Origin of the sequence: Pigmentiphaga sp. GD03639, from assembly GCF_029845405.1 — a bacterium.
Taxonomy (GTDB): domain Bacteria; phylum Pseudomonadota; class Gammaproteobacteria; order Burkholderiales; family Burkholderiaceae_B; genus Pigmentiphaga; species Pigmentiphaga daeguensis.
On record NZ_JAOCLR010000005.1, the window covers coordinates 197475 to 224007 of the forward strand.

The 26533-nt window shown below is 68.3% G+C and carries 25 protein-coding genes; 11 read left to right on the forward strand and 14 right to left on the reverse strand.

Annotated features, from left to right (window positions below):
- Positions 1 to 6 precede the first annotated feature (6 nt).
- A complete protein-coding gene (locus N5K27_RS07600) occupies positions 7 to 2055 on the forward strand; it encodes a ribonuclease catalytic domain-containing protein (RefSeq protein WP_279815563.1) in 2049 nt (682 codons plus the stop codon).
- Between the two features lie 36 nt (positions 2056 to 2091).
- Here the strand turns inward: N5K27_RS07600 and N5K27_RS07605 are convergent, their stop codons facing one another.
- From N5K27_RS07605 to N5K27_RS07625, 5 genes are read right to left on the reverse strand one after another with little or no spacing between them, the layout of a single operon-like run.
- The gene (locus N5K27_RS07605) at positions 2092 to 2745 is read right to left on the reverse strand and encodes a GntR family transcriptional regulator (protein ID WP_087841696.1); all 654 of its coding nucleotides are present in this window, start codon (positions 2743 to 2745) and stop codon (positions 2092 to 2094) included.
- Between the two features lie 30 nt (positions 2746 to 2775).
- Complete coding sequence (locus tag N5K27_RS07610) at positions 2776 to 3192, reverse strand: RidA family protein (protein WP_087841697.1); 417 nt, start codon at positions 3190 to 3192, stop codon at positions 2776 to 2778.
- A gap of 21 nt (positions 3193 to 3213) precedes the next feature.
- The gene (locus N5K27_RS07615) at positions 3214 to 4152 is read right to left on the reverse strand and encodes an alpha/beta hydrolase (protein ID WP_279815566.1); all 939 of its coding nucleotides are present in this window, start codon (positions 4150 to 4152) and stop codon (positions 3214 to 3216) included.
- On the reverse strand, positions 4139 to 5359 hold the full coding sequence (locus N5K27_RS07620; RefSeq protein WP_279815568.1) for an FAD-dependent oxidoreductase: 1221 nt from the start codon (positions 5357 to 5359) through the stop codon (positions 4139 to 4141). Before N5K27_RS07620 ends, N5K27_RS07615 begins: the two co-directional genes overlap by 14 nt.
- 15 nt (positions 5360 to 5374) lie before the next feature.
- On the reverse strand, positions 5375 to 6367 hold the full coding sequence (locus N5K27_RS07625) for a tripartite tricarboxylate transporter substrate binding protein (RefSeq protein WP_087841699.1): 993 nt from the start codon (positions 6365 to 6367) through the stop codon (positions 5375 to 5377).
- Between the two features lie 215 nt (positions 6368 to 6582).
- Between N5K27_RS07625 and N5K27_RS07630 the strand changes: the two genes are divergently transcribed.
- The 6 genes from N5K27_RS07630 to mgtE all read left to right on the forward strand — a co-directional run bounded on the left by N5K27_RS07630 (position 6583) and on the right by mgtE (position 12357).
- Positions 6583 to 6990, forward strand: coding sequence for a VOC family protein (locus N5K27_RS07630; protein WP_087841700.1), 408 nt, complete (start codon positions 6583 to 6585; stop codon positions 6988 to 6990).
- Between the two features lie 62 nt (positions 6991 to 7052).
- Positions 7053 to 8003 carry an NAD(P)-dependent oxidoreductase gene (locus tag N5K27_RS07635; RefSeq protein ID WP_087841701.1) on the forward strand — a complete coding sequence of 317 codons (951 nt, stop codon included), beginning with the start codon at positions 7053 to 7055 and terminating at the stop codon, positions 8001 to 8003.
- Between the two features lie 17 nt (positions 8004 to 8020).
- Positions 8021 to 9007, forward strand: coding sequence for a TonB family protein (locus N5K27_RS07640; RefSeq protein WP_279815570.1), 987 nt, complete (start codon positions 8021 to 8023; stop codon positions 9005 to 9007).
- On the forward strand, positions 9007 to 9846 hold the full coding sequence (gene aroE, locus N5K27_RS07645; RefSeq protein ID WP_279815572.1) for a shikimate dehydrogenase: 840 nt from the start codon (positions 9007 to 9009) through the stop codon (positions 9844 to 9846). Before N5K27_RS07640 ends, aroE begins: the two co-directional genes overlap by 1 nt.
- 64 nt (positions 9847 to 9910) lie before the next feature.
- Positions 9911 to 10633: a monofunctional biosynthetic peptidoglycan transglycosylase gene (gene mtgA / locus N5K27_RS07650; RefSeq protein ID WP_207958691.1), complete on the forward strand. Its 723-nt coding sequence runs from the start codon at positions 9911 to 9913 to the stop codon at positions 10631 to 10633.
- A 254-nt stretch (positions 10634 to 10887) separates the two neighbouring features.
- Entirely contained in the window at positions 10888 to 12357 is a 1470-nt protein-coding gene (gene mgtE, locus N5K27_RS07655) for a magnesium transporter (RefSeq protein ID WP_087841705.1), read from the forward strand.
- Between the two features lie 4 nt (positions 12358 to 12361).
- Here mgtE and N5K27_RS07660 read toward each other — a convergent pair whose 3' ends face one another.
- From N5K27_RS07660 to N5K27_RS07690, 7 genes are all read right to left on the reverse strand, one after another.
- A complete protein-coding gene (locus tag N5K27_RS07660) occupies positions 12362 to 13039 on the reverse strand; it encodes a 4-carboxy-4-hydroxy-2-oxoadipate aldolase/oxaloacetate decarboxylase (RefSeq protein WP_087841706.1) in 678 nt (225 codons plus the stop codon).
- Entirely contained in the window at positions 13036 to 13686 is a 651-nt protein-coding gene (locus N5K27_RS07665; RefSeq protein WP_087841707.1) for an RraA family protein, read from the reverse strand. Before N5K27_RS07665 ends, N5K27_RS07660 begins: the two co-directional genes overlap by 4 nt.
- A 36-nt stretch (positions 13687 to 13722) precedes the next feature.
- Complete coding sequence (locus N5K27_RS07670; RefSeq protein ID WP_279815576.1) at positions 13723 to 14391, reverse strand: RraA family protein; 669 nt, start codon at positions 14389 to 14391, stop codon at positions 13723 to 13725.
- A 30-nt stretch (positions 14392 to 14421) separates the two neighbouring features.
- The gene (locus N5K27_RS07675) at positions 14422 to 15429 is read right to left on the reverse strand and encodes a protocatechuate 3,4-dioxygenase (RefSeq protein WP_087841708.1); all 1008 of its coding nucleotides are present in this window, start codon (positions 15427 to 15429) and stop codon (positions 14422 to 14424) included.
- Positions 15430 to 15474: 45 nt separating this feature from the next.
- Positions 15475 to 16533, reverse strand: coding sequence for a GTP-binding protein (locus tag N5K27_RS07680; RefSeq protein ID WP_087841764.1), 1059 nt, complete (start codon positions 16531 to 16533; stop codon positions 15475 to 15477).
- Positions 16534 to 16582: 49 nt separating this feature from the next.
- On the reverse strand, positions 16583 to 17590 hold the full coding sequence (locus tag N5K27_RS07685; RefSeq protein ID WP_087841709.1) for an amidohydrolase family protein: 1008 nt from the start codon (positions 17588 to 17590) through the stop codon (positions 16583 to 16585).
- Between the two features lie 95 nt (positions 17591 to 17685).
- The gene (locus N5K27_RS07690; RefSeq protein ID WP_087841710.1) at positions 17686 to 18954 is read right to left on the reverse strand and encodes an aromatic ring-hydroxylating dioxygenase subunit alpha; all 1269 of its coding nucleotides are present in this window, start codon (positions 18952 to 18954) and stop codon (positions 17686 to 17688) included.
- A gap of 142 nt (positions 18955 to 19096) precedes the next feature.
- On the opposite strand from N5K27_RS07690, the gene N5K27_RS07695 reads away from it, so the two are divergent.
- Together N5K27_RS07695 and N5K27_RS07700 are read left to right on the forward strand one after the other, a co-directional pair.
- A complete protein-coding gene (locus N5K27_RS07695) occupies positions 19097 to 19843 on the forward strand; it encodes an FCD domain-containing protein (protein WP_087841711.1) in 747 nt (248 codons plus the stop codon).
- Positions 19844 to 20006: 163 nt separating this feature from the next.
- Entirely contained in the window at positions 20007 to 21002 is a 996-nt protein-coding gene (locus N5K27_RS07700) for a tripartite tricarboxylate transporter substrate-binding protein (RefSeq protein WP_279815579.1), read from the forward strand.
- Between the two features lie 23 nt (positions 21003 to 21025).
- Here the strand turns inward: N5K27_RS07700 and N5K27_RS07705 are convergent, their stop codons facing one another.
- The gene (locus tag N5K27_RS07705) at positions 21026 to 22210 is read right to left on the reverse strand and encodes an alpha-hydroxy acid oxidase (RefSeq protein WP_279815581.1); all 1185 of its coding nucleotides are present in this window, start codon (positions 22208 to 22210) and stop codon (positions 21026 to 21028) included.
- 101 nt (positions 22211 to 22311) lie between these two features.
- Here N5K27_RS07705 and N5K27_RS07710 point away from each other — a divergent pair, with 101 nt between their 5' ends.
- Positions 22312 to 22974 (forward strand): glutathione S-transferase family protein, encoded by a 663-nt coding sequence (locus N5K27_RS07710; RefSeq protein ID WP_279815582.1) that lies wholly within the window; start codon positions 22312 to 22314, stop codon positions 22972 to 22974.
- A 157-nt stretch (positions 22975 to 23131) separates the two neighbouring features.
- Here N5K27_RS07710 and N5K27_RS07715 read toward each other — a convergent pair whose 3' ends face one another.
- The gene (locus tag N5K27_RS07715; protein WP_279815584.1) at positions 23132 to 24883 is read right to left on the reverse strand and encodes a thiamine pyrophosphate-requiring protein; all 1752 of its coding nucleotides are present in this window, start codon (positions 24881 to 24883) and stop codon (positions 23132 to 23134) included.
- Between the two features lie 267 nt (positions 24884 to 25150).
- On the opposite strand from N5K27_RS07715, the gene N5K27_RS07720 reads away from it, so the two are divergent.
- A complete protein-coding gene (locus N5K27_RS07720; RefSeq protein WP_279815586.1) occupies positions 25151 to 26428 on the forward strand; it encodes an aromatic ring-hydroxylating dioxygenase subunit alpha in 1278 nt (425 codons plus the stop codon).
- The last annotated feature ends 105 nt before the right edge of the window (positions 26429 to 26533 follow it).

A 26533-nucleotide genomic window follows, 5' to 3' on the forward strand; every position in this document is an offset into this window, starting at 1 on the left:
CACACGATGCATGTCCTCTACGAGGATGACGGCGGGTTCAAGGCCGCCACTGTCCTGAGCGAAACCGACACCAGCCTGCAGGTCGAGGCGGCCAGCGGCAAGCGCAGCAAGATCAAGAAATCCGCGGTCATCGTGCGTTTCGAGCAGCCGTCGCCCGAGGCCCTGCTGAAGGAGGCCGACGCGGCCTCGCAGGACCTGGACCTGGAATTCCTGTGGGAATGCGCGCCCAAGGACGACTTCGACATCCCGGTGCTGGCCGAGGAATACTACGGCCACGCGCCCACCCCGGTGGAGCAGACCGCCATGCTGCTGCGCGTGCACGGCGCGCCGGTCTATTTCCATCGCCGCGGCAAGGGGAAGTACCGTCCCGCCCCGCCCGACATCCTGGCGGCCGCGCTGGCGGCCCTGGAAAAAAAGAAGCGCCAGGCCGAACAGCAGCAAGCCTGGGTGGACGAGATCAAGGCCGGCACCCTGCCCGAGCCGCTGGCCCGGCAGGCCGAGACCCTGCTGTTCAAGCCCGACAAAAACACCCTGGAATGGAAGGCGCTGGACGCCGCCTGCACCCAGTTGCAGATGCGCCCCGAACGGCTGCTGATGAACCTGGGCGCCTTCCCCAGCGCGATCGCCATCCACAAGCGCCGCTTCTACGCGCAGCATTTTCCGCGCGGCACGGGCTTCGCCCCGGCCGAGGTGCCCGCCATCGCCCGCGACCTGCCGCTGGCCGACGTCGAAGCCTATTCGGTGGACGACATCACGACCACCGAGATCGACGATGCGCTATCGGTGCAGGCGCTGGACGACGGCACGCTCCGGGTCGGCATCCACATCGCCGTCCCGGCCCTGGCCGTCACGCGCGACAGTGACCTGGACGCGCTGGCGCGCGCGCGCATGTCGACGGTCTACATGCCGGGCGCCAAGATCCCGATGCAGCCCGACGAGGTGATCGCCGCGTTCTCGCTGGACGCCGGCCGGCCCGTGCCCGCCCTGTCGCTGTACGTCGTGGCCCATCCCGACACCGGCGAGATCCTGTCTCACGAATCGCGCATCGAGCGCATCGTCGTGCGCGAAAACCTGCGCCACAACACGCTGGACGACCTGATCGGCGAGGAACAGCTGGACGACCCCGCCGCCGAGCTGCCCTACGGCCACGTCTTCCGCCCGCTGTGGCGGCTGGCCAAGGCCCTGTCCCGGCGCCGCGACGAAGTCCGCGGCAAGCCCGAGTCGAACAACCGGGTCGATTTCAGCTTCTACGTGGACGGCGACCCCGACCACCCCGAATCGGCGCACGTGCGCATCGAGCAGCGCAAGCGCAACGCGCCGCTGGACCGGCTGGTGGCCGAATACATGATCCTGGCCAACAACCTCTGGGGCGGACTGCTGTCGTCGTGCGGCGTGCCGGGCATCTACCGCTCGCAGCAGATGGGCCGGGTACGGATGGGAACGGCCGCGGCGCCCCACGATTCCATAGGCGTGCCGCAATACGCCTGGTGCACCTCGCCGCTGCGGCGCTATGTGGACCTGGTCAACCAGGGCCAGTTGATCGCCGCCATCGAGCACGGCGTGTCGGCGCGCCTGGTCGCCCCCTTCAAGCCCCGCGAAGCCGACCTGTACGCCGTCATCAGCGCCTTCGAGGCCAAGTACGGCGCCTATGCCGACTTCCAGCAGGCCATGGAACGCTTCTGGTGCCTGCGCTGGATCAAGCAGCAGGGCCTGCGCCGCATAGAGGCCGTGGTCCTGCGCGAAGACCTGGTCAGGCTCAAGGACGCGCCCTTCTATACACGCGTGGGTACCCTGCCGGAGCTGGAGCGCGGCCGCCACGTGCTGCTGGAAATCATGGGCGACGACGAACTCGACCTGAGCCTGGACTGCCGCTTCCTGGACGTGGTGGATGCGCAGGGGGGCGCCGAGGACATCGAGGACGAGCCGACGGCCGAAACCGCGGCGGAGATCGCCGAGACGGATGCGGCGGACGGCCCCGATCCCACGGACCAGCGCCTGGACGACGCCGGCGCCCCCGCCCCGGGCGACGGACCGAAGCCGGAAGAAGGGGCCTGAGCCGGCTTGCGGCGGTCGCCTGCCGGCCCCGCAGGCTCAGGCGTCCTCGTCCTGGCGCGAGCGGATCAGCCGCAGCACGTGGTTGCTGAGGCGCGCATGGTGGCTGCGCATGGCGTTGTACGCCCCCTCGGGGTCGCCGCCCAGGATGGCCTTGACGATGGGCTCGTGCTCGTCGTGCGACACCGACAGCCGGTCGTTCACGTGGGCCTGGGCCTGGCGGAACGGCGCCAGCCGCTCGCGCAGGTCGGCCACCATCGAGGCCAGCACCTCGTTGTGGGCGCCGGCCAGGATATGGGCGTGGAACTGGCGGTTGTTGTTCAGATAGCCGGCGACGTCCTCGTTCCGGGCGAACTCGGCGCTCTGCTCGTAGATGAACTCGAGCTCTTTCTTTTCCATCGCCGTCATGCATTCGGCGGCGCGCCGCGCGCACAGCGCTTCCAGCTCGCAGTCGGCCTCCAGCAGCTTGGCCAGTTCCTTGACCCCGATGGAAGCGACCACCACGCCCCGGCGCGGCATCACCTCCACCAGCCCCCGGCTGCCCAGTTCGCGCAAGGCCTCGCGGATGGGCGTACGGGACACGTTGAATTTCTCGGCCAGCGACCGCTCCTCGAGCTTGGTGCCCGGCGGATAGGTGCCGTCGATGATTTGTTCAGCCAGCTGCTTGGAGATCTTGGAGGAAATCGTGGACATGACTACCCGATAGGTCTGTAACGCATGCGGTCACGGCCGGGGCCGGCATGCCACCACCTTCATCTCGACGATCATGTCGGGACGCGGAAGCTCGCTGACCGCCACCGTGGTGCGGGTGGGGCCGCCTGCATCGAAATACTCGCCGTAGACGGCATTGTATTTCGGGAAATCCTTCATATCGGTCAGAAATACCAGGATGTCGATGCAGTCGGCCAGGGTCGCGCCGGCCTCGGCCAGCGTCGCCCGCACGTTCTCGATCACCACCCGGGTCTGGACCTCGATGTCGCGGGTCACGCTGCCGTCGGCATGGCGGGTGGTACCGGCGATGGAGCCGTCGGGCAGCCGGGCGCTGATGCCGGACAGGTAGATGCTGTCACCCATGGTCTTGTAGTGGGGATACTTGCCCAGCGGCTGGGCACGGGTGGCCAGCGTGGCGGAGTCACTCATGGAAACCTCTAAATGGGAAGCTCAGGCAATGCTGCGGAAGAAGTCCAGGATCTCGCGGCCCAGCGTTTCCTCGCCGCTGTCGAAATGGGCGACGATGGACGTATGGTTGTGCCGCATCATCTGCACGAAACGCGGGACGTAGCCGCGCGCGCGGGCCACGCGCTGGCAGAACTCCAGCCCGTACAGGTCCAGGTAGGGATTCTCGTATTGCGCGATGGCGATCATCACCGGCAGGTCCGACTCGGCGGCGTACGCCATGGGCGAGTCGGCCTCGTGGCGGGCCGGATCGGTGCCGAAGTAGGCCTCGACCGCCCTGGCGTTGGGATTGCCCGGCAGCGTGTCGGCCCGCAGCCGCGCGCTGACCAGCACCGCGCCCAGCACGCCGGGATCGGGCCGATAGCCCCGGCGCGGATCGAAGCAATAGGTGGCCACGTGCGTGCCGCCCGCCGAGTGTCCGATCAGGAACATGCGGCGCGGATTGCCGCCATGGGCGGACACGTGCCCGGCCAGCCAGCGCACGGCGGCGGCCACGTCGTCGGCGCCGCCGGGGAACGGCGCCTCGCCCGCCAGGCGGTATTCCATGTTGACCGCCACCATGCCCTGGCGCGCGAACCAGTACGACACATTGTCGTAGATATGGCCATTGGCGCTCTTGGACCCGCGAATGAAGGCGCCGCCGTGCACGAAGACCACGACGTCGGCATCGCGCGCGCCGTCGGGCGTGAAGATGTCCAGCACCTGGCGCGCGCTGTCCCCGTAGGGCAGATTGCGCGCGACGGTCATCCCGTCCTTGGGCGCCGCCGCCACCAGCGGCGAGTACAGCTTGACGACCAGGTCGCGGAAGCGATTGATGTCGGTGCCCCAGATGGGGCCGGCGCGCTCGAGTTCGGCGGCCTGCTCGGGCGGCAGGCTGCCCAGCGTGCGGGTGGGATCGATCATGGTGTCCTCAGGTGATGGCATTGGCGGTTTCCAGGCTCTCCAGCAGCGAGGCGCGGCGCATGTACTGCCGCGCGCCGGCCGGATCGTCCGCGATGCGCGCCAGCTCTTCGAATTTCTTCTGGCGGCTGGCCTCGTCTTTTTCTTCCAGCATTTTCTTGTTGGCGATGGTCTGCGCCTGCACGAAGGCCACCGCGGCATGGCGCCGCTGGCGGCTGTACTGGTCCAGCAGGGCGTCGTCCCCGCCTCTCAGCACCGCGCCCAGCTTGCCGGCCAGGTTGATGGCGTCGTGGATGCCGCCGTTCATGCCCATGCCGCCGATGGGATTGTTGACGTGCGCCGCATCGCCGGCCAGCAGAAGGCGGCCGCGCCGGAAGGTCTGCGCCACGCGCTGGTTCACGCCGTACACGTTGCAGTAGGCCACTTCGTAGCGCCCGGCCTTGGGGAAGAACTTCTGCAGCCTGGCCTCGACGCCCCGTTCGCTCAGCGCCTCGTCCTCGGACTCGTCCACGCGGGTCGGGAAAATGGCGCGCCACAGCCCTTCCCCGGCCTCGCCCCGGACCTTGAACAGGTTGCACCACTCGTCCGGGTCCGAAAAATAGTTGCGATAGGCGTAGTCGGGATGGGCTTTCTGGAAATCGAAGCTGGTCGCGATCTTGATGAAACGTTCCTGGTAGGTGAAGCCTTCGAACGGGATGCCGGCGGCCTTGCGCACGGTGCTGCGCCCGCCGTCCGCGCCGATCAGGTAGGCGCCGCGATAGCGCCGGATGCCGTCGGGCCCCCGGACCGAGATCTCGACCTGATCGGCATGCTGCTCGATCTGTTCGACCGCATGCCCGTAGCGTACGTCGAAATCCGACTCGTCGGCATATTGCTGCGCGATGTCCCCCGTCAGCTTGTACTGTTCGTATTGCAGCACGAAGGGGAAGCGGAAGACGTCCGCCATCCCGCGCAGGTCGAACTCCGCGATCAGTTTCCCGCTGACCCGGTCGCGGTACTGGTAGGTTTCGGAAACCAGGCCGCGCGGCACGATGGTCCGGGTCACGTCCAGCTCGTCCAGCATCTCCAGCGTGGTCGGGTGGATGGACGCGGCGCGCTGGTCCTTGACCGGGCCGGGCTCCTGCTCGAACACGGTCACCGGTATGCCCTGCCGGTTCAGCGCCAGCGCGCACACCATGCCGACGGGGCCGGCCCCGACGATGAGAACGCGCTGCTTGTCTGCTTGCATCATGATCCTCCTCCTGGATTATTCGGGTTTGATGCCGGCCATCTCGATCATCGGTTTCCACACTTCGATGTCGCGGCGGATGCGCCGGGCGAACTGCTCCTTGGCCTCGGGCAGCGGGGTGATGCCGGCGTCCTCGAGCTTCTTGCGGAAGACGGGATCGGCAAGCGCCGCCAGGACCGCGCCGGAGATCCGGTCCACGGCTTGCGCCGGCATGCCCGCCGGCCCCAGCAGCCCGTTCCAGGTCTCGACCTCGGGAATGCCGGGCACCGATTCGGCCAGGGCCGGGACATCCGGCAGTTGCTTGACGCGGTTCTTGCTGGACACGCCCAGCAACCGGACGCGCGCGTCGCGGGCATAGGGCACGACCTCGGACAGGTTGCCGGAATACATGTCGATCTGTCCGGCCACCACGTCGCCCAGCGCCAGCGACGCCCCCTTGTACGGCACTTCCACCACGTCGATGCCCGTGTACTTGGCGAAGACCAGCGCCGAGAGATGCGTCAGCCCGCCCACGCCGGCGTTCCCCATGTTGAGCTTGCCGGGATGCTTCTTGGCATAGGCGATCAACTCCTGCACGTCCCGCGCCGGCACGCGCGCATTGACCGTGATCACGAACGGATTGCCGCCCACGTTGGCGATGGGCACGAAGTCCTTCACCGGGTCGTAGCGGATCTTGTTGGTGAACGGCGCCGTGGAAATCTGCGTAAGCGTGCCCATGAATAGCGTGTAGCCGTCGGCCGGCGATCGCGCCACGTACTCCGCCGCGATCAGGCCCGCCGCACCGGCCTTGTTGTCGACCACCACCGGCACGTGCAAGGCCTTGGCAAGCTGCTCGCCGATCAGCCGCGCCATCAGGTCGGTGTTGCCGCCCGGTGCGTAGGGCACCACGATGGTGATGGGCCGCACCGGCCAGGAATCCGCGGCCGCGCCGGCCGTCCATGCCACCCCCGATGCCGCCATGGCCAGGGCCACGGCCCCCGCCTTCATGCAAGACCTGCGTTGCTTGTTCATTCCGAGCTCCAGATTTGGTGGAGTGGCCCACGACGCGCTCACCCGAGGCGCCGGGCCACACGGAGACATCCGATGCAACTTACATGCCAAATCGATTACAGGTATCCAAAAAAACTACAACAAAAATCCTTTATTAATTTTGGTATACCTGTAATATAGAATGGAACACCAAAAGATGGGAAGCCCCATCAGCCCTTGAACGACCAGGAGCACTCATGGAAAAACTCAGGCACATCGCTCTCTCGGTGGAAGATCCCGAAGCCGCGGCCCAATTCTTCGAGAAGGCCTTCGGCATGACCCGGGCCGGCAAGGCCATGCGGGGCATCTACATGACGGACGGCGTCATGAACGTGGCGCTGCTGAACTTCGCCAACGAGACCGTGCCCGGCTATGCGGGCCTGAAGGATGTGCGCGGCGTGATCCACTTCGGCATGTGGGTCGACGACCTGGAAGCCGCCGAGAAGCGCATCACCGAAGCCGGCGGCACCTACCTGACCGGCCGCAAGGAAACCGACCCCAACGTGTTTTATGAGGTCAAATACCGGATGCCGGACGGCACGGTCTTCGACATCACGGAAAATGGCTGGAAGGGCGCCGTGAAGGAGGTCAAGCCGGCCGCCTGAAACGGTTCGGCCCGTGCGCCGTGTCCCGCGCGGCGCATCCCCATTCCAGGAAAGAACCACCCATGACCCGCCACGTCCTGTCCATCATTCCCCTGCCGCCCGCGCTGCGCGACGGTATCGCGCGGCACTACCGCCTGCACGAGAGCGCGCCGGACTTCGGCGCCGCCGCCGTCGCCGACGTCGAAGCGGTGGTCACCAACGGCTCGACCGGCCTGACCGCCGCCCAGATGGACAGGCTGCCGCGCCTGCGGGTGATATGCTCCATGGGCGCGGGTACCGAAAACATCGACATCGCCGACGCCCATGCCCGGGGCATCGTGGTCACCAACGCCCCCGGCGCCAATGCCGCCACGGTGGCCGACCATGCGATAGGCCTGGCCCTCGCGCTGGCGCGGGGCCTGCGGACCTTGAGCAACCGGCTGGCCCGCGGCGAAGCCTGGACGTCCCTGCGCGCCCCCCGCGCCAGCCTGAACAAGTCCCGGGTGGGCATCATCGGCCTGGGCCAGATCGGCCGCATGGTCGCCGAACGCGCCGCCGCCTGCGGCGCCGACATCGGCTACCACAACCCTTCCCCCAAGCCGGGCGCGCCCGGCACCTACTACGCCGACCCGCTCGAACTCGCCCGCAACAGCGACTTCCTGTTCGCCTGCTGCCCCGGCGGGCCGCGCACGCGCCACCTGCTGAACCGCGAAATGTTCCAGGCCCTGGGGCCGGGCGGCGTCGTCATCAACGTCGCGCGCGGATCGGTGCTCAAGACCGACGACCTGCTGGAGGCGCTGCGCGCCGGGCAACTGGCCGGGGCCGGCCTGGACGTGCTCGAGGAAGAACCCGAGCCGCCCGCCGCGCTGCTGGCCGAACTGGCGGGCATGGACAACGTCGTGCTGACGCCCCACATCTCGGGCCGATCGCCCGCCGCCATCCTGGTGCAGCTCGACATGATGCTCGAAAGCCTGGAAGACGGCCTGTCCGGCCGCCCGCCGCGCTATGCCGTGCGGCCATCCGCCCCCGCCTGACGCTTTACAATCGCGGGGTGTCGCATCCCCCCGCTCCCCCCCTTCCCCCTGACGGCAAGCCCGCGGCCTCCGGCCCCCGGCCTTCTTCCACGCAGGATCCGCCGGCGCGCCGGCTCCGGCGCGCCGGCGCGCGCGTCCTCGGTCAACTGGCCGAGGACTGGACCACCCGGCCCGACCGGCGCTACCTGATGAGTGCGCTGGCGATCTCGCTGTTCGCCCACCTCATCCTGTTCGCCCTGCACTTCACCGCGCCCGGGCCCACGCGCCCCGAACGCGACGACGGGCTGGAAGTGGTGCTGCTCAACGCTGGCACCGGCCACGCCCCGGCCCAGGCCCAATTGCGGGCGCAGGTCGCCAGCGATGGCGGCGGCGATGCCGCCGCCGGGCATGCCAAGGCGCCGGTGCCGCACTCGGCCGCCAGCCGCGACGGCAAGCTGCTGGCCGAACTGCAGCAGCGCCAGGCCGCGCTGGAAGCCGAGCAGCGCCGCCTGGCCGCCTCGCTGTCGCGCGACCACGGCCAGGCGCCCACGCCTCCCGGTCCGCTGGGCGCGCCCGCCCCCGAACGCAACCCCACCCAGGTACGGGCCGAACAGCTCGCCCGCCAGTTCGCCGAGATCTCCCAGCGCGTCGACGACTACAACAAGCGCCCGCGCCGGCACTTCTTCGCCCCGTCCACCTCGGAATACCGCTTCGCGGTGTATGTCGAGCAGTGGCGGCAGCGGGTCGAGACGCTGGGCAACCAGAACTACCCGGCGGCGGCCCGCGGCAAGGTATACGGCTCCCTGCGCATGACGGTATATATACGCAGCGACGGCACCGTCGAACGCATGGACATCGACAAGCCGTCGGAACATAAAATACTCAACGATGCGGCCAGGCGCATCGTCGCGCTGGCCACGCCGTTCGCCCCGTTCCCGCCCCAGATCGCGCGCGACACCGACGTGCTGGCCATCACGCGCACCTGGTACTTCACCAACGACAAGCTACTCGCGAAACCCGGCTGATGTCCTCCGCTCCCACCCGCTACGCCGTCATCGGCAATCCCGTCGCCCATAGCAAATCGCCCTGGATACACGCGCGGTTCGCCGAGCAGACCGGCCAGGACCTCACCTACGAGGCCATCTGCGCGCCCGTCGACGACTTCGCCCCCCGGGTCTCCGGCTTCTTCGCCGCGGGCGGCGGCGGGTTGAACGTCACCGTCCCCTTCAAGCTGCAGGCCTTCGAGCTGGCCCGCGCCCAGCTGAGCCCCCGCGCCATGGCGGCCGGGGCGGTCAACACCCTGTGGATGGCCGACGGACGGCTGCACGGCTGCAACACCGACGGCGTCGGCCTGATCGCCGACCTGCGGCGGCTGGGCGTCCGCCTGGCCGGCGCGCGGGTGCTGCTGGCCGGGGCCGGCGGCGCCGCGCGCGGCATCCTGCTGCCGCTGATCGAGGCCGGCTGTGCCCGCATCGACATCGCCAACCGCACCGCGGCCCGCGCCGAGGAACTGGCGGCCTCGTTCCCCGCCGGCCAGGCCACGCTGCGGGGAAGCGGCTATGCCGACCTGCCGGCCGGCGGCGGCTGGGACCTCGTGATCAACGCCACCGCCAGCAGCCTGGACGATGAAGCCCCCCCTCTGCCGGCTGGCGCCTACGCCGCGGGCGCGATGGCCTACGACCTGATGTACGCCGCCCGCCCCACCGCCTTCCTGCGCCAGGCCATGGCCGACGGCGCCTCGGCCACCGCCGACGGCCTGGGCATGCTGGTCGGCCAGGCGGCCGAGAGCTTCCACATCTGGCGCGGCGTGCGGCCCGATCCGGCGCCGGTGCTGGCCGCCCTGCGCAAGCTGCTTTCCGCCTGACATGCCTCCCCGCCGCCCCGCGCGCCCCGTCCGCCGCCGCTCGCTTGCCGCCCGCGTCGCGGGCATGGCCATGCGCCTGGTACTGGCCGCGGTGGCGCTGGTGCTGCTGTACCAGGTCTGGCTGTTCGGCTGGGTGCTCTGGTATGCCTACATGCCGCCGGGCTCGACCTCGATCATGCGCAGCGAACTCGCGCGGCTGCAGGAGCGCGATCCCCACCGGCGCCTGAACTACCAGTGGGTGGACTACGGCCGCATCAGCAACAACCTCAAGCGCGCCGCCGTGGCCGCCGAAGACGCCAATTTCCTGGAACATGGCGGCATAGACTGGAACGCCGTCGAAAAGGCCTACGACCACAACCGCCAACTGGCCGAAGCGACCGAACGCGCGATGGCTCGCGGCCGCAAGCCGCCTTCGCGGCCCATGCGCGGCGGCTCCACCATCACCCAGCAGGTCGCCAAGAACCTGTTCCTGTCTAACTCCCGCAACTACCTGCGCAAGGGCCAGGAAGTGGTCATCACCTACATGATCGAGCTGGTCATGACCAAGCAGCGCATCCTGGAGCTGTACCTGAACATCGCCGAATGGGGCGAAGGCGTCTTCGGCGCCGAGGCAGCGGCCCGCCACTATTTCAATACCTCGGCCGCCAACCTGTCGTCCTACCAGGCCGCGCGGCTGGCCTCCATGCTGCCCCGGCCCCGGTTCTACGACAAGAACCGGGGCTCGGCCTACCTCGCCTCGCGCACTGACCGCCTGCTGCGCTGGATGCCAGGCGCGGCCATTCCGTGACTCAATTGCAACCAAACTCGCCAACCGGCGGGGCAATGCGGCCGAATGTCATGTGGCGCGCGTACAATTGCGGCGTCGTCAACTTCGCAGTGCATGCGTGCTGCTTTTCCGGTATGGCCTCACAGCCACGACCTAGACCCTTACTACCAGCCGGCCTTTTGTTCCCCGGCCTCCGTTCGAGCCCCATCTGAGTCCGCCCGCGTCAGGCGCCAGACCCAAGGCCCGTGCGGGGCCGTCTTGTGTTTTCCCGCGCGATGGTCGAACAAGCAACCCAACTCAAATCGCTCGAGCGCAACCGGCTCGAGCCCGAAGATGCCCAGGAAGCCCTGGAGCATGTCCAGGAACTGCTGCGACGCCAGCACCTGGTCGAAGAACTGGTCCACCGGCAGGAAGCCGGCGATACCCGCGCCCCGCTGGTCGAGGCCCTGGTCCATCGCCAGCATGACGCCGAACTCGGCGCGCTGCTCGAGGACCTGCATCCGGCCGATATCGCCTTCATCCTCGAATCCCTGCCCAAGGAAGACCGGCAGGCGGTCTGGCAACTGGTCCGTCCCGAGCGCGCCGGCGAGATCCTGCTGGAGGTCGCCGACTGGGTCCGCGAGTCGCTCATCTCGACCATGGACCAGGAGGAACTGGTCGCCGCGACCGAGAACCTCGAGGCCGACGAGCTGGCCGACCTGGCCCCCGACCTGCCGCCCGAGGTGGTGGCCGAGGTCCAGAAGGGCCTGACCGACGAGGAGCGCGCCCGCCTGACCGAGGTCATGAGCTACCCCGAGGATTCGGTCGGGGCCATCATGGACTTCGAGATGGTCCGCGTGCGCAACGACGTCACGCTGGAAGTGGTGCTGCGCTACCTGCGGCGCCTGCAGGAACTGCCCGACCACACCGACCAGATCTTCGTGGTCGACCGGCACGACAAGCTGATGGGCAGCCTGGCCATCAACCGCCTCATCGTCAGCGACCCCGATACGCAGGTGGCCGACGTGATGGAAACCGAGATCCTGACCCTGGCGCCGCTGGACGAGGCCGACGAGGCCGCCGCCGCGTTCGAGCGCTACGACCTGGTGTCGGCGCCGGTGGTGGACGCCGTGGGCCGCCTGATCGGGCGCGTGACCGTGAACGAGGTGGTGGACGTGATCCGCGAGGCCTCGGACGAGCAGGCGCTGTCCAAGGCCGGCCTGCAGGAAGAAGACATCTTCGCCCCCATCCCGCAGGCCATCCGCAACCGCGCGCCCTGGCTGCTGGTCAACCTGTGCACCGCCTCGACCGCCGCCTTCGTCGCCTCGCGCTTCGAGGACACCGTGGGCCACATCGTCATCCTGGCCTTCCTGATGTCCATCGTCGCCGGCATAGGCGGCAACTCCGGCAACCAGACCATGACCCTGATCATCCGGGCTCTGGCCGTGGGCCGCATCAACTCGGCCAACGTCGGCAAGCTGGTGCGCCGCGAGCTGGAAATCGCGCTGGTGGTGGGCCTGGGCGGCGGCGCGGTCGCCGCCCTGTTCGCCTGGGCGATCTCCGGCCGCTACTCGCTCGGCCTCGTCATGATGGCCGCCATGGTCCTGAACCTGCTGGTCGGCGCCTGCATAGGCATGCTGGTCCCCCTGACCCGCAGCCGCTTCGGCAAGGACCCGGCCATCGGCTCCTCGGTCCTGCTGACCTTCGCGACCGACACCATGGGGTTCTTCATCTTCCTGGGCCTGGCGACGCTGTTCCTCCTATAGCCGGTCACCGGTTCCAGTTATAGATGTCCAGGGAGTTTTCACCTGCCGCCAGGCGCTCGATGATGCGGGCCTCATCCTCCTCGCGCTGGCGGGCCTTGGCCAGGACCTCGTCGATGCGGGCGCGGGGAATGGCGACCACGCCGTCGGTATCGCCCACGATCAGGTCGCCCGGCTGCACGGTGACGTCGCCGAACAGCGTCGGCGCGTTGATCCAGCCGCGCGCATCGAAGTCCTTGCCCGTGCCCCGTATGCACAGGCCGCGCGCGAAGACGGGAAAGCCGAAGCGCTCCAGGATGGCGCCGTCGCGCACGCAGCCGTCGATGACCAGCCCCGCCAGGCCGCGGGCGCGAGCCGCCTGCGACATGACCTCGCCCCAATAGCCCGCCTCGTAGTGGCCGCCGACGTGCACCACCAGCACGTCGCCCGGCTGCGCGGCGACGATGGCGCGATGCAGCCACAGGTTGTCGGCCGGCGGCGACTGTACCGTCACGGCGGCACCGCAGATGCGGAACGAGGGATGCACCGGCTTGATCGCCGACGGCAGCGCGCCGATCTTGCCGGCCGCCTCGTGCAGCGTCGAACTGGGCAGCGCCGCGGCCTGCTCCAGCTGGGCCGGGCTGGGCCGCTCGATATCCACCGTGACGGTGGGCAGCGACATGAACGGGAAACGGCTCTGGCTCATTTCTTCCTCGTTTGCAGGGTGTGATAGCCGAACTCGCGCCGCGCCTCGTCCAGGCGCATGCCGCCCCGCACCGCCTCGCGGATGCGGTCTTCGACCATCGCGATCTCCTCGGCCGCCGCCAGCACGGCTTCCTCGTGCGCCTGCGGCACCGCGACCAGCCCGTCGGCGTCGCCGCGCAGCAGGTCGCCCGGCGCGACACGGGCGTTGCCGATATTGACCGGCACGTTGGTGGCCTCGACCTGCACGCGGTCCTTGCCGGTGCGCATCCAGTGGTCGCGGCTGAAGACCGGGTAGCCCAGGTCCATGCACAGCGACACGTCGCGGCAGATGCCGTCGATCACGGTGCCGCCCAGCTTCCGGCGGTGGGCGATCTCGGTCATGATGTCGCCCCACACGGTGCAATCCACCCGTCCGCCATTGTCCAGCACGACGACGTGGCCGTCGGGCACGTCGTCGATGAAATCGCCCACCGTGCCCGGCGGCGTGGAAGCGGGGCCATACAGGATGGTGAAGGCGCGTCCCGCCAGGCGGAAACCGGCGGTGCGGGGCTTGATGCCGTGGCACTGGCCCTGGATGCCCAGCCGGTCCAGCGCATCGCTCAGCGTGGCGGTATCCAGCCTGGCGATGCGTTCTACGTTCTTGTCCATGTCGTCTCCGGTCGTTCGTCGTTGCGCCGCCCCGTTTCAGCGGGCCAGCATGTTCTCGTAGTTGGCGCCCATCACGTCGGTGATGCGCTGGCCGGCCATCAGCGCGCGCGCCATGGCGGCCTCGCGCGCGGCGATCTCCTCGGCCACGCGCAGCACGGCCTCGGCCTGCTCGGCGGGTATGAACACCGCGCCGCTGCTGTCGGCGACCGCGTAGTCGCCGGCCTGGACGGTCACGTCGCCGATCCGCACGGGTACGTTGGTACCCGCCTCGGCCACGCGGCCGCGCGCGGTGAACGCGGTGGTGGCGCGCGCATAGATGGGGAAGTCGTACTCGTGCGCCTCGTCCGCATCGCGCACCGGACCGTCGGCGATCACGCCCGCCAGGCCGCGCAGCTTCGCGCCCAGCGACAGGATGCCGCCCCACGATCCCGCGTCCACGCCCGTGCGCTGTTCGACGACGACGATATCCCCGGGCTCGGCCGCTTCGATGGCGGTGGTGCCCAGGTGCCGGGGCGGCCCGTCGTGGCGGGGCGCCAGCGACGCCTCGACCAGCTTGAGCGTCACCACCCGCCCGGCAATGCGGCGGCTCGCGGCGCGCCTGGGCAGGCCCGTCACCGTCCCTTTCAAGCCCAGCTTGTCCAGCGCATCCGAAAAGGCGCAGCTGTCGATGCGCTGCATGCGCCGCACGATGTCCTTGCTATCCATGTCTTGCATTCCCTCGGTTCTTGCGCCGCGTCATTGCCACGACGCGAAGGCCATGCCGCTGCCCGTCCCGGCCTCGGTCCGGTAGCACGGCACGTAGTCGATCACTTCCATCCTGCGGCCCAGGTCGTTCATGGCCGCCACCAGCGGATACCAGCTCTTGATCTCGCAGGTATTGCCCTCGAAATGCGACTCGGGCACGGCGGCCAGCGCCGCCTCGTCGCCCCTGCGCATGGCGTCCAGGATCCGGCGGTCCAGTTCTTCGTCCACGACGAAATGGGTGAAGCCGCCCGAGGCCACGATGGCCACCCGCAGATCGGACGGCAGCGCCGCGATGCCCTTGGCCAGCGCATGCCCCATCTGCAGGCAGCGCCGCGTGAGCGGCCGGTTGGGCGGCACGCCCACGTTGGTGAAGACGGGCACCGACGGCGGCGGCGCATCTTCCATGATGCGGCGGTAGATGAAGCCGAAAGCGTGGGGAATGCCGTGCTGGCGATCCGCGCCGCCGGGCAGCCGGTACGACACCGCCACGTCGAAGGACTCGGCCACCAAGGCCTGCACCAGGCTCTCGGCGGTCCGCCTGTCGCCCGGATAGATCGCGCCCCCTGGCGGGCAGTGGCCTTCCTCGGCCACCGCGACGCCGGGCGGCAGGCGCCGGACCTGCTCTTCGGACAAGGGGGTGTTGGGAATCTCGTCGCCGGCATAGACGGTAAAGCCGGCGGTCAGGTCCTCGCGGAAGACCTCGCGCTGGTCGTTGCCCAGGATGATGGCCACGTCCGGCCGCGCGGCGCGGAACCGCCGCGCCATCTCGTCCAGCGCCCGCTGGCAGGCGTCGTGGCGCAGTTGCCGCTGCGGCAGGCTGGCCTCGTCGTGGAAGCCCGGCTGCCGTTCCGCCAGCAGCGTGGCGTAGTCCATCTGCCTGCCGCGGTACCAATGCCGCTTGTTCTCGCGATCGGCGCCCGCGCGCAGGTCCCACATGTCCGGCGGCGTCGCCAGCAAGGGGCCGTGCGAGCACGCCAGCGCGCACACTACCTCAGCCATTTCCGTCTCCTTGGATCACGGCGTGCGTTCGATTCGTTGTCATGGTCAGTCCTCGGCCATGGCCAGGGCGAGCGCATCGGCGATCACCTCCCGGTCCAGGCCCTTGGTGATGAACACCAGGCGGGAATCGCGATCCTGGTCAGGCCACCGCGCGAGCGTGACGGGATCGTGGAACAGATGCTGTACCGCGTGCACGGCGACCGGCGCGCTTTCGCCCCTGAGGTTCAACAGGCCCTTCATCCGCAACAGGGCATCGCCATGGAAATAGGCCAGCCCGCCCAGCCAGGCGCTGACGCGTTCCCAGTCCAGGGGCTGCTGGAAACGGAAGGCGTGCGTGCGTATGCCGGCGTCGTGCCGGCCCGCCCTGCCCGCATGCTCGCAATCCGGGCCGCAGACGTGACGCATGACACCGGCCAGGTACCCGTCCGGTTCCGGTTCATCGCCGGTATCGGCCGCGCGGTGCCGAGGCAGCGCGCCCACTTCGAACAGGCGCGCCGGGTCCACCTCGCCACGGTCGGCGCGCACCACGTCGGCCCCGGGATTCAGGCGCGCCAACCGCCCCAGCAGGGCCTCGGTCCGCGCCTCGTCCACCAGGTCGGTCTTGGTCAGTACCAGGCGGTCCGCCACCGCCGCCTGCTTCACGGATTCGGGCTGGCGGTCGAGCTGGGCCTCCGCGTTGACGGCATCGATGGTCGAGATGACGCTGTCCAGCGCATACAGCTGGCGGACATCGGCGTGCCTGAGCAGCGAATGAATGATGGGCGCGGGATCGGCCAGCCCGGTGGTCTCGATCACGACCCGGCGAAAGGCCGGGATCTCGCCCCGCTCGCGCTTGTCGTGCAGCTCGCGCAGCGTGGCGGCCAGGTCGTCGCGTATCGTGCAGCAGACACAGCCGCTGGCCAGCAGCACGGCCTCGCCGCTGACCGCCTCGACCAGATGATGGTCCAGGCCGATCTCGCCGAACTCGTTGATGATGACCGCAGTGTCGGCCATGCCCGGATGGCGGATCAGGCGGCCCAGCAGCGTGGTCTTGCCGCTGCCCAGGAAGCCCGTCAGCAGCGATACGGGGGTGCGCAGCGCGGGCGCATTGGCGGTCGTGCTCATGTCCGTCCCTTCGGGCACGGGGCGCGCCGGCGGCGCCCCGTCCTGGTTCCTACTGCCGCAGCTTGAAGACCTTGCGGGCGTTGTCCTCGAAGATCTTCTTCTTGTCGGCCGCGCTCAGCCAGTCGAAGCCCTCGATCAGCGGCTTGACGTCGTCCATCGAGCGGCCCGTGGCCGGATCGACCGACGACCCCACGCCGGGGCACTCCGTGCCGAACAGGCAGCGGTCCACGCCCACCGTCTTGATCAGCAGGCGCAGCGCTTCCTCGGTATACAGCACCGTGTCGAAGTAGAGCTTTTCCAGGCGATCGGTGAAGCGGTCGCCCTCGGGCCGCCGCAGCGAGGGCGCCTGGAAGCGGCCCAGCTGGTAGGGGATGGCGCCGCCGCCGTGGCTGACCACCACCTTCAGGTCGGGGAAATCCTTGTAGACGTTGGAGTTCAGCAGGCCGAATACCGCCACCGTCTCTTCGTTGATGAAGTGCAGCGAATAGGGCACGCGCTCGGAACGCGATCCCGTGCCGTGGATGTGCGCCGGCACGTCCAGTTCGCACAGCTTCTCGTACAGCGGATACCAGTAGCGGTCGCCCAGCGGCGGCGCTTCTTCCGAACCGTTCTCGAACGGATCGGGGTTCAACAGACAGCCGCCGAAACCCAGTTCTCGGATGCAGCGCTCCAGTTCGGGCAGCACCCGCTCGATCGGCTCGCCCGCCACCTGGGGCAGGCCCGCCACGCCGGCGAAGGTCTCCGGAAAAAGCTGGGTCTGCCGGTAGATGATGTTGTTGCACTCCTCGGTGAACCAGTCGATGATCCGCGCCGGACGCTCGGACTGCATCAGCTGGAAAGGACGGGGCGACACCAGCTGCAGGTCCGTGCCGTGTTTCTTCAGGTAGTCCAGGTGCCCCATCGGCCAGGTCTCGGCCTTGTTGGCGGCGGCCCGGATCTCGTCGTCCGTGACTTTCACCTTGCCGCGGCCGTGGCTGCCGCGGCTGGCGAGCAGGCTCGCCTTGTAGGCCCACAGTTCCGTGGGCGCGCTTACATGGGCATGGCAATCGATGATCATGGGTGGGTCTCCTCCAACCTCGCTATAACACTCATACAGTATTATACATATCCGCCGCATTTGGACCAGTCCCGGCCCTTGCGGCGCGGAGGGACTCAGTGGCCTCCGTCATCCTCCAGTCCCATGGCCTGGCGATACGCCCGCGCCACCGGTTCGGGCTGTCCGGCCTGGAAGACATAGTCGTGCAGGTGCCGGCCGAACACCGGATGGGCCTTCAGTTCCGCCAGCGGCAGTCCGCCGGTCAGGATCTCGCGAAAGGCAAGGGGCAGTTCCACCCGGTGATTCCTGTCCGGATCGCGCATCACTCCCTTGGGGTCCGCGCCTGCCGCCACAGCGTCCAGTTCCTCGAAGAACTTCTTGCGGATCATGGTGATGCCCCGGTCGCTGGCGCTCAGGTTCTCCAGGCTGCGGTCCGCGATACGCCCCTGCCCCACCCATGCCACGAAGTCCTGGTTCATCACGTGCGACGAGATCCAGTCGCCGCGCTCGTCGCGGATGGGGCCGTGCCAGGTGGGAATGGAGGGCTGCACATACGGTTCGCTTTCCCGGGGAACGCGGGTGTAGGACCAGCACACGCTCAGCGTGTTCTCGTCGTCGATGGGCACGCGCCACTCGAAGTGGTCCCCCAGGAACACCGCGTTGGGCCACAGGCAGACGCGCCCGACCGCCCACAGCGGGTCCTCTTTCCTGCCGTTGCCCCGGACCCGCCGGTACAGGAAGCCATGCTCGAACTCGTCGAAGCCGACCTCCTTGTGCACGGGCGAATAGGGTTGCAGCACCCCCTGCTGGCGCAGGCTCCAGTTGTTGTGCATCCACTCGAAGTGCACCGGATCGATGGAGTTCTCCTGGCACTGGAACCAGTTGCAGGGGATTTCCGACAGCACGATCTGGCGAAAGCCGTTGGGCCACGAAAAGGCCTCCCAGTCGGGCAGGAGCGGCGCCGGGGCCGGTCCCATGTAGGCCCACAGCAGACCGGCCTTTTCCTGGACGGGATAGGCCGTGATCCGGATGCGGTCCTTCATGCGCGCCTCGGGATGGGCAACGTCCTCGTAGGGTTGCTCCAGGCATGCGCCGTCCGCGCCGAAGCGCCAGCCGTGATAGTTGCAGCGCAGGCCCTCGGACTCCGGGAAACCGTAGGCCAGGTCCGCCCGGCGGTGCGGGCAATGGCGATCGACCAGCCCCCATCTGCCTTCCAGGTCGCGATAAAGCACCAGGTCTTCGCCGAACAAGCGCACGGCCTTGGTTGCGCGGCTGTCGAACTCCGTGACGCCCGCGACCGGCATCCAGTAGCGCCGCAGCAGTTCCCCCATCGGCGTGCCCCGCCCCACGCGGGTCAGCAACTCGTTCTTTTCTTGGTTCAGCATGATCAGCCAGTGTCTAAGGATAGAAAGGAAGAGCGCGAGGCTCCATGCCTATATATATTATATATCATACTTAAACCAAGCAAGGCACGGCGCCCTATAATGCGGTCCACCGCCGTCACGCTTTGTCCTCAAAGGATCAGGATTGGTCAGCAAGCCTCTTTCTTCGCCCCCCTCGTGGGCAGCCGTCCCCAACGCCACGCTGTCGGGCGGCATCGTGGCGCAGATACGGGCGGCGGTCCTGAACCGGGAAATCGTCGCCGGACAGTTCCTGGGCAGCGAAGCCGCGCTGTCCGAGCAGTTCGGCGTCAGCCGCATGGCGGCGCGCGACGCCCTGCGCACGCTGGAAGGGCTGGGCATCGTCGAGATCCGCATGGGCGCCCGCGGCGGCGTCTGGGTCGCCCAAGGCAACCCGGACCGGCTGGCCGACGCGCTGGCCATCCACCTCAAGCTCATCGGCATCACCTCGGGCGAAGTGTTCGACGCGCAGATGGCGATCGAGGAAATGGCCGCCAGGCTGGCGGCGGAACGGCGCGACGAGGCCGACCTGGAGCATCTGCGCGGCGTGTTGGCCGAGCTGTCCTCGCTGAAAGGCGAGCTCGACCGCTTCGCCGATGCATCCATGCGCTTTCACGAAGCCATCGTGCGCGCGTCCCACAGCCGCATCCTGCTTGCGCAGTTCCACGCGCTGAGTTTCGTGCTCGAACCGGTGCTGCGCCCCAACCTCACTTCGGCATCGGCGGTCCGCATCGTGCGCCACCACAAACTGCTGCTCGAGGCCATCGAGTCCGCCGACGGCGTGGAAGCGGCCAGGCTGATGCGGGAACGGTTGGCCTACCAGCGCGCCAGGACGCTGTCCCAGGAAGCGGACACCGCCTCGCGCGCGGACTGACGCCCCTCCCCCTCGAGTCCTGCTCCGCCCGCTGTCCTGACCCGAGACGGCGGGCGGAGCCGCGTGCGCTCATGCTTTTCTCTTGTCTAATTTCATATATATTATATATTATAGATAGAGTCCGGCACGTAGAAAGCCGGCCCACCCCAGCATGGAGACAGCCATGGTTCACGCGTTCCCGTTCTCAGCCGGACTGCCGCTTGCGGTCGGGCTGCTCGTCTGTTGCACCGGCGTCCAGGCGCAGCCCGACCCGGCCGCCTCGTCGCCCTACCCCCGCCGCGCGGTCAAGATCGTCGTTCCCTACAGTCCGGGCACCAGCGCGGACGCCATCGCCCGGCGCGCGGCCGAACAACTGTCGCAACGACTGGGCCAGAACACCTATGTCGAGAACCGGTCGGGCGCCAGCGGCATCATCGGCACGGCCTACGCCGCCGGTGCCGCGCCGGACGGCCATACGCTCATGGTCGGCCCCACCACGCTGGTCATCACGCCCGCCTTTCGCCCCACGCCCTACGATCCGGTCAAGAGCTTCGTGCCCGTGGGCCAGATCGCCGAAAGCGCCCAGGTCGTCATCACCGGCGCGAACACACCAGCCGGCAACTTCAAGGAACTGGTGGCCCTGCTCAAGGCCCGCCCCGACGATGCGTCCTATGCCTCGCCGGGCATCGCCTCCACCGCCCACCTGTACACGACCGTGCTGCAGAACATGGTGGGGGTGAAGATGCGCCACATACCCGCCGGCGGCCTGAACAGCGCGATCATGGACGTGGTCCAGGGCAGCGTGACCATGATGATCGCCCCGATCGAGGCGGCGCGGCCGCTGGTGGCCTCGGGCAAGCTCAAGGCCATCGCCCAGACGGGTGCAGCGCGCTCGCCCCTGATGGCCGACGTGCCCACCCTGGAGGAACTGGGCTATCCCGGCTATCGGCTGGCGGTCTGGGTCGGGCTGTACGCGCCGGCGGGAACCCCGGAGCCTGTCGTGGCGCGGCTCAACCGCGAGCTGAAGGCCATCTTCGACGCGCCGGCCATGCGCACCGCGCTGGCCGATACGGGCTTCAACGTGGTGCTGGGCTCGCCCGAGGACCTGGGCCGGCTCACCCGCACCGAATTCGACCGCTGGAAACAGGTCATCAAGACCGAAGGCATCAGCCCGGAATAACCCGCGGCACGGTGGGACACCCGTCAGGCCGCGCGGGCCGCGGACACCCGGGCCGGCTCGCCCTGTCCGGGTGCGCCGCGATGGATGAAGACAGGCGACAGGTCGGCGAAACGGCGGCAGCCGATCTGCGCCAGCGTGGTCCGGACTTCGTCGGCCAGCACCGCGTATGCCTTGGCGACGCCCGCCGCGCCGAACGCCGCCGCGCCGAAAATGGGCGCGCGTCCGCAGAAGGCCATCGTCGCGCCCAGCGCGCCGGCCTTGACGATGTCCTCGCCGCCGCGCACGCCGCTGTCGAACAGCACCGGCAGCGTTCCCACCGCCTCCCGCACCGCCGGCAGCACCGAAATGGTGGCCGGCGCGGATTCGAGCTGCCGGCCGCCGTGGTTGGATACCCAGACCGCGTCGGCGCCCTCCCGGACCGCGCGCGAGGCATCGCCGGCATCCAGGATGCCCTTGATCACCAGCGGCCCCTTCCACTTCCGGCGCAGCATGGCGATATCGTCCCAGCTCACGCCGCCGCGCGACTGAGCCTTCATGAAGGCGGCCACCCGGTGGATGTCGCCCCCTTCCACGTAGCGCGCATAGTTCATCAGGTTGGGCATGCCGGCGCGCGCCGTGCGCAGGGCCCAGCGCGGATGCCGCGCCACGTCCAGCACGAAGCGCGGATGCGGCTGGAACGGCTGCTCGAAGCGCTCGCGTATGGAACCGTTGCGCCGCGAGCGTACCGGCGTGTCCACGGTCACGACCAGGACCTCGATGCCCGCCGCCGCCACCCGGTCCAGCAGCGCGAAGTTGAGTTCGTCGTCGCGCAGCATGTAGAGCTGGAACCAGCAACTGTCGGGCGCGCGCCCTGCCAGCGTCTCCAGGTCGGTGGACGCGGCCGCGCTGACCACATAGGGCAGCGATTCACGCCGGGCCGTCTCGGCCAGCATGAGATCGCACCCGGCCCAGGCCAGGTTCGCCATGCCGACCGGTGCGAAGCCGAAGGGCTGCGCATAGGTCCGGCCGAACAATCGCACGCTCGCATCCACCCGCCCCGTCGCCATGCCGCGCGGTGCGAACAGCAGGCGTGCCAGCGCTTGCTCGTTGCGGCGCACGCCGGCGTCGTTGCCGGCGCCGCCGGCCAGGAAGGTGTAGGCGAATCGCGGGATCCGCGCCTGCGCCGCGCGCCGAAGGTCGTCGATGCACGACACCGACTCGATATGCATGGCTGTCCCCTGCCTTGATGTTGATTCTTAATTACGCATACTGTATTACTATATACATTATGGCGCAAGCCATGCGCCACCCGCCCCCCCAAGGAGACTTCATGAAACTCATCGGCTTCCCTCCCTCGCCCTATACCGCCCGCGTCATGCTGTTCGCGCGGCTCAAGGGCCTGGACCTGACGCGCGAATCGCCGCCCGGCGGCCTGCACTCGCCGGAGTTCAAGGCCATCAACCCCATCGGCAAGATCCCGGTGCTGCAAACGGACGATGGCCAGTTGTTGCCGGAGTCGAGCGTCATCTGTGAATTCCTGGAAGAGCTGCATCCGCAGCGCCCCGGCTTGCCGGGTACGCCGCAGGACAAGGCGCGGGCCCGTCTCATCGCGCGCGTCTACGACCTGTACGCAGCGGCGCACAGCACGACGCTGATGCGGCAGGTGGGCGTGGCCGATGCCGACCAGCAGGCCCGCGCCGCGGCACTCGAGGGCCTGGCCGCGGGGCTGGCCCACGTCGAGCGCCACATGGCCGATGGGCCGTACGCCGCCGGCAGCCAGCCATCGCTGGCCGACTGCGCGCTGCTGCCGCCCATGGTCCAGATCCGCCGCGTGGCCGCGCCCATGTTCGGGCTCGCGGATCCGACCTCGGGCACGGGCCGCATCGCGCGTTGGTGGAAGACGATGGAATCGGACCCGGTATTCGCGGAGTTCGCGACGGGCTACGACAAGGCGGTGCAGGGCCTGGTGGAGAAGCGGCTGGCCGGCGCCTGACGGCCACGGGGCGGCGCCTCGCCCCGCTCAAAGATCCAGGACCAGGCGCTCGCCCCGGCAACCGGAGCACCCGCGGTGAAGGGCGGCAGCCTGCGCCTCGTAGCGGATGGCGCGGATATGCACGTGGAGGCTGGCGCTCACGGTACGGCTCCCCCCATCAGGCGCCGATGACGTTCAGCAGCGCGTGGCGCTTTTCCTTCGTCACCACCTCCAGCGCGCGCCGCAGCGCCGGCACCAGGTCCTCGCGGCGCGTCACGCGCTCGGCCCAGCCGCCGGAGGCTTCGGCGTACTTCTCGAAGTCCGGCACCGGATCCAGCGACGACAGCGGACCGGTCTTGGTCTCGTGCTCTTCCGCATAGCGGGCCGCATGCGTGCCGGGGTACACCGTGAGCGTGGACCGATACACGGCTTCCCAGCGGGCATTGTTGAACACCACGGTCAGCACCGGCAGTTTGTGCGCCGCCGCGGCATGATGGCAGGCGGCAGGATTGGCGAAGATGTACGCGCCGTCGCCCACGACGCAGATGACGGTTTTGTCCGGCGCCGCCTGCTGCGCGCCCAGCGCGGCCGGCAGGCCCCAGCCCAGGCCGGCGGCGGAAGGATTGCCGAAATAGGTGCCGGGTTCGTCGAAGCGCATCTGCGGCCGGATGGCCGAGTACTCGTTGACGAGAATGGCGTCCTGCGGACGCACCTCGTCCAGGCAGTGCGTCAGGAACAGTTTGGTGATGGGGCCGTCCTTGGCCAGCACGCGCTGCATGACGTTGCGCGCAGCCTGCCGCGTGGCGTCGGCCGACGCCTCCAGTGCGGCGCGGCGGGCCGCCGCCGTGTCCGCGGCGCCCTGCTCTTCCAGCGCCGCATGCAAGGCCTCGATCAGCGCGCGGGCGTTGGTCGTCAGAGTCAGATCGGAGCGGAAGCTGCGCACGGCGTAGCGGTTGAACAGCGGATCGGTGCCTGCATGGGCGACGAAGGCCTCGTCGCGCGGGCGCGTCTTGCCCGGGATCCAGGGCACGTCGGTTTCCAGGAACAGCAGCGCATCGGCCTTGGCGAAGACCGCATCCGCGTCATGTCCCAGGTGCAGTGCGTGGCTGGACGGAAAATTCGTGTGGCGGGCTTTCGCCTCGGCCACGCCCACCCCGAAACGTTCGGCCAGCTTGACCAGCAGGCCCACGGTTTCCGGATCCGCGCCGCTGGCGGTGGTGACGATGACCGGATGGCTGGCCGCGGCGATCCGCCGCGCGAGTTCGCGTACGGCCGCCACATCCGGATGGGGCGGCGCGGGGATGGCCACGGGCATGGATGGCCGGAAGCCATCCACTTCCTGGGCCAGGATCTCGCGCGGCAGCATCAGGTAGACGGGCCCGCGCGGCTCGGCCATGCTGATGCCGATGGCGCGATCGACCACCTGCTCCATGTTGCAACCGTCCCGCAATTCATAGTCCCACTTGACCAGCTCGCGCACCATGCCGCCCTGGTCGAGCATCTCCTGCGCCCAATGGATCTCGCCATTGCGCGAACCGCGCTTGCCGTCCTGGAACAGCGGCGTGCGCCCGGCCGTGAACAGCATCGGGACCTGGCTGCGCGCGGCATTCATGATCCCGCACACGGCATTGGCCGCCCCCACGCTGACATGCAGCATCACGGCCTGGGGCTTCTGCGAAATCATGAAGTAGCCGTGCGCCATGCCCACGGCGAGGTTCTCGTGCGTACACAGGACGGGCTTCGGGAACGCGATGCCTGACTGGTCCGCCCGGGCGTAGGCCTCGACGATCGAGACCGTGTCGGTACCCGCTCCGACGTAGAAATAGTCGATCCCGCGTTGCTTGAGCAATGCCAGGTAGGCTTCGCCCACCGATTGCGCGGGGATGACTTCGCCGCCCTTGCTGGCGGCATTCGCTTGGTCTTGTCTCATCTCTGTCCTGCACTCCGTTGAAGGCCTTCGCTTTGTTTGCACTAACTGTAATACCATTATATAGATTAAGTCTATAATCCTGGCAAGGAGTTTCCCCAGAAACATCGCCAGCGGCACGGACGCGCCGCGTTCACGCGCGAGGTTCCATCTTGACACGAACACCCTAACACGCATACTGTATGTTAAATAGCAGACTTGATTCACCAACAATGAACGACTTGCAGGCAGACCCGCATGGTGGTCGCCGGATGCAGAGGGAGACGACACATGCTTAGCGAAGCGAAGAACCGTCAATTGACCCAGGTGGGGCCCGGCACCCCCATGGGGGAATTGCTACGGCGCTATTGGCACCCCATCGCGGCGGTCAGCGAATTCGACAAGATGGAGACCAAGCCCGTCCGGCTGCTGGGCGAAGATCTCGTGCTGTACAAGGACCTGGGCGGCAACTTCGGCCTGATCGACCGGCGCTGCGCCCACCGGCGGGCGGACCTGTCCTATGGCTTCGTCGAGCAATCGGGCCTTCGCTGCAACTACCACGGCTGGCTGTTCGACCGCGACGGCCGCTGTACCGAGCAACCCTACGAGGACATCGCGGCGCCCCATGCCCGCATGAAGGAACGCCTGCGCATCACCGCCTATCCGGTGGAACAGAAGGCCGGCATGCTGTGGGCCTATCTCGGCCCGCAGCCCGCGCCGCTGGTTCCCAACTGGGAACCCTTCACCTGGAAGAACGGCTTCGCCCAGATCGTCATCTCCGAGATTCCCTGCAACTGGCTGCAGTGCCAGGAGAACTCCATCGATCCCGTGCACTTCGAATGGATGCACTCGAACTGGAGCATTCGCCTCAAGGGCGAGACCGGCCCCTACGCGCCCACGCACATCAAGGTGGATTTCGAGGAATTCGACTACGGCATCATCTACAAGCGGCTGCGCGAAGACACCAGCGAGCGCCATCCCCTGTGGACCGTCGGCCGCGTCTGCCTGTGGCCACAGGCGTTCTGCCTGGGCGACCACATCGAATGGCGGATCCCCATCGACGACGAGAACACGCTCAGCATCGCCTGGGCCTTCTCGCGCGTTCCCAAGGAACAGGAGCCCTATGAACAAGGGCCCATCCCGGCCTGGCACGGCCCCGTGGTGGACCCCGACACCGGCCGCTGGATCTCCAGCCACGTCATGAACCAGGATTTCGTGGCCTGGGTCGGGCAAGGCACCATCGCCGATCGCACCAAGGAAAACCTGGCCTCCAGCGACCGCGGCATCGCCATGCTGCGCAAGCGCTTCGGCGAGGACATGGACGCCGTGGCGGATGGACGCGATCCCAGCGGGCTGATCCGCGACCCGGCCGTGAACGAATGCGTCGAGCTGCCCATAGCCGGACGCCATCTGTTCACCGAGGGCCTGACCCGCGAACAATTGCTGGCGCATCCCATACTGGGCAAGCACCTGGCCGACTATCCGTTCCAGGCCGGACAGCCGGACGAGGTCAAGGCCGCCTACCGCGCAGCGATGGGCCTGCGCGACGAGGACGTGCAGGCGCACTAGCTCCGCGCGCAAGCCAGGACAACCGGGCATGGCCGGGTTTTTCTTCGTTGACACCCCTTTCTTTTGCTCATACAGTATGCGCAAAACAATAACACGCATACAGTA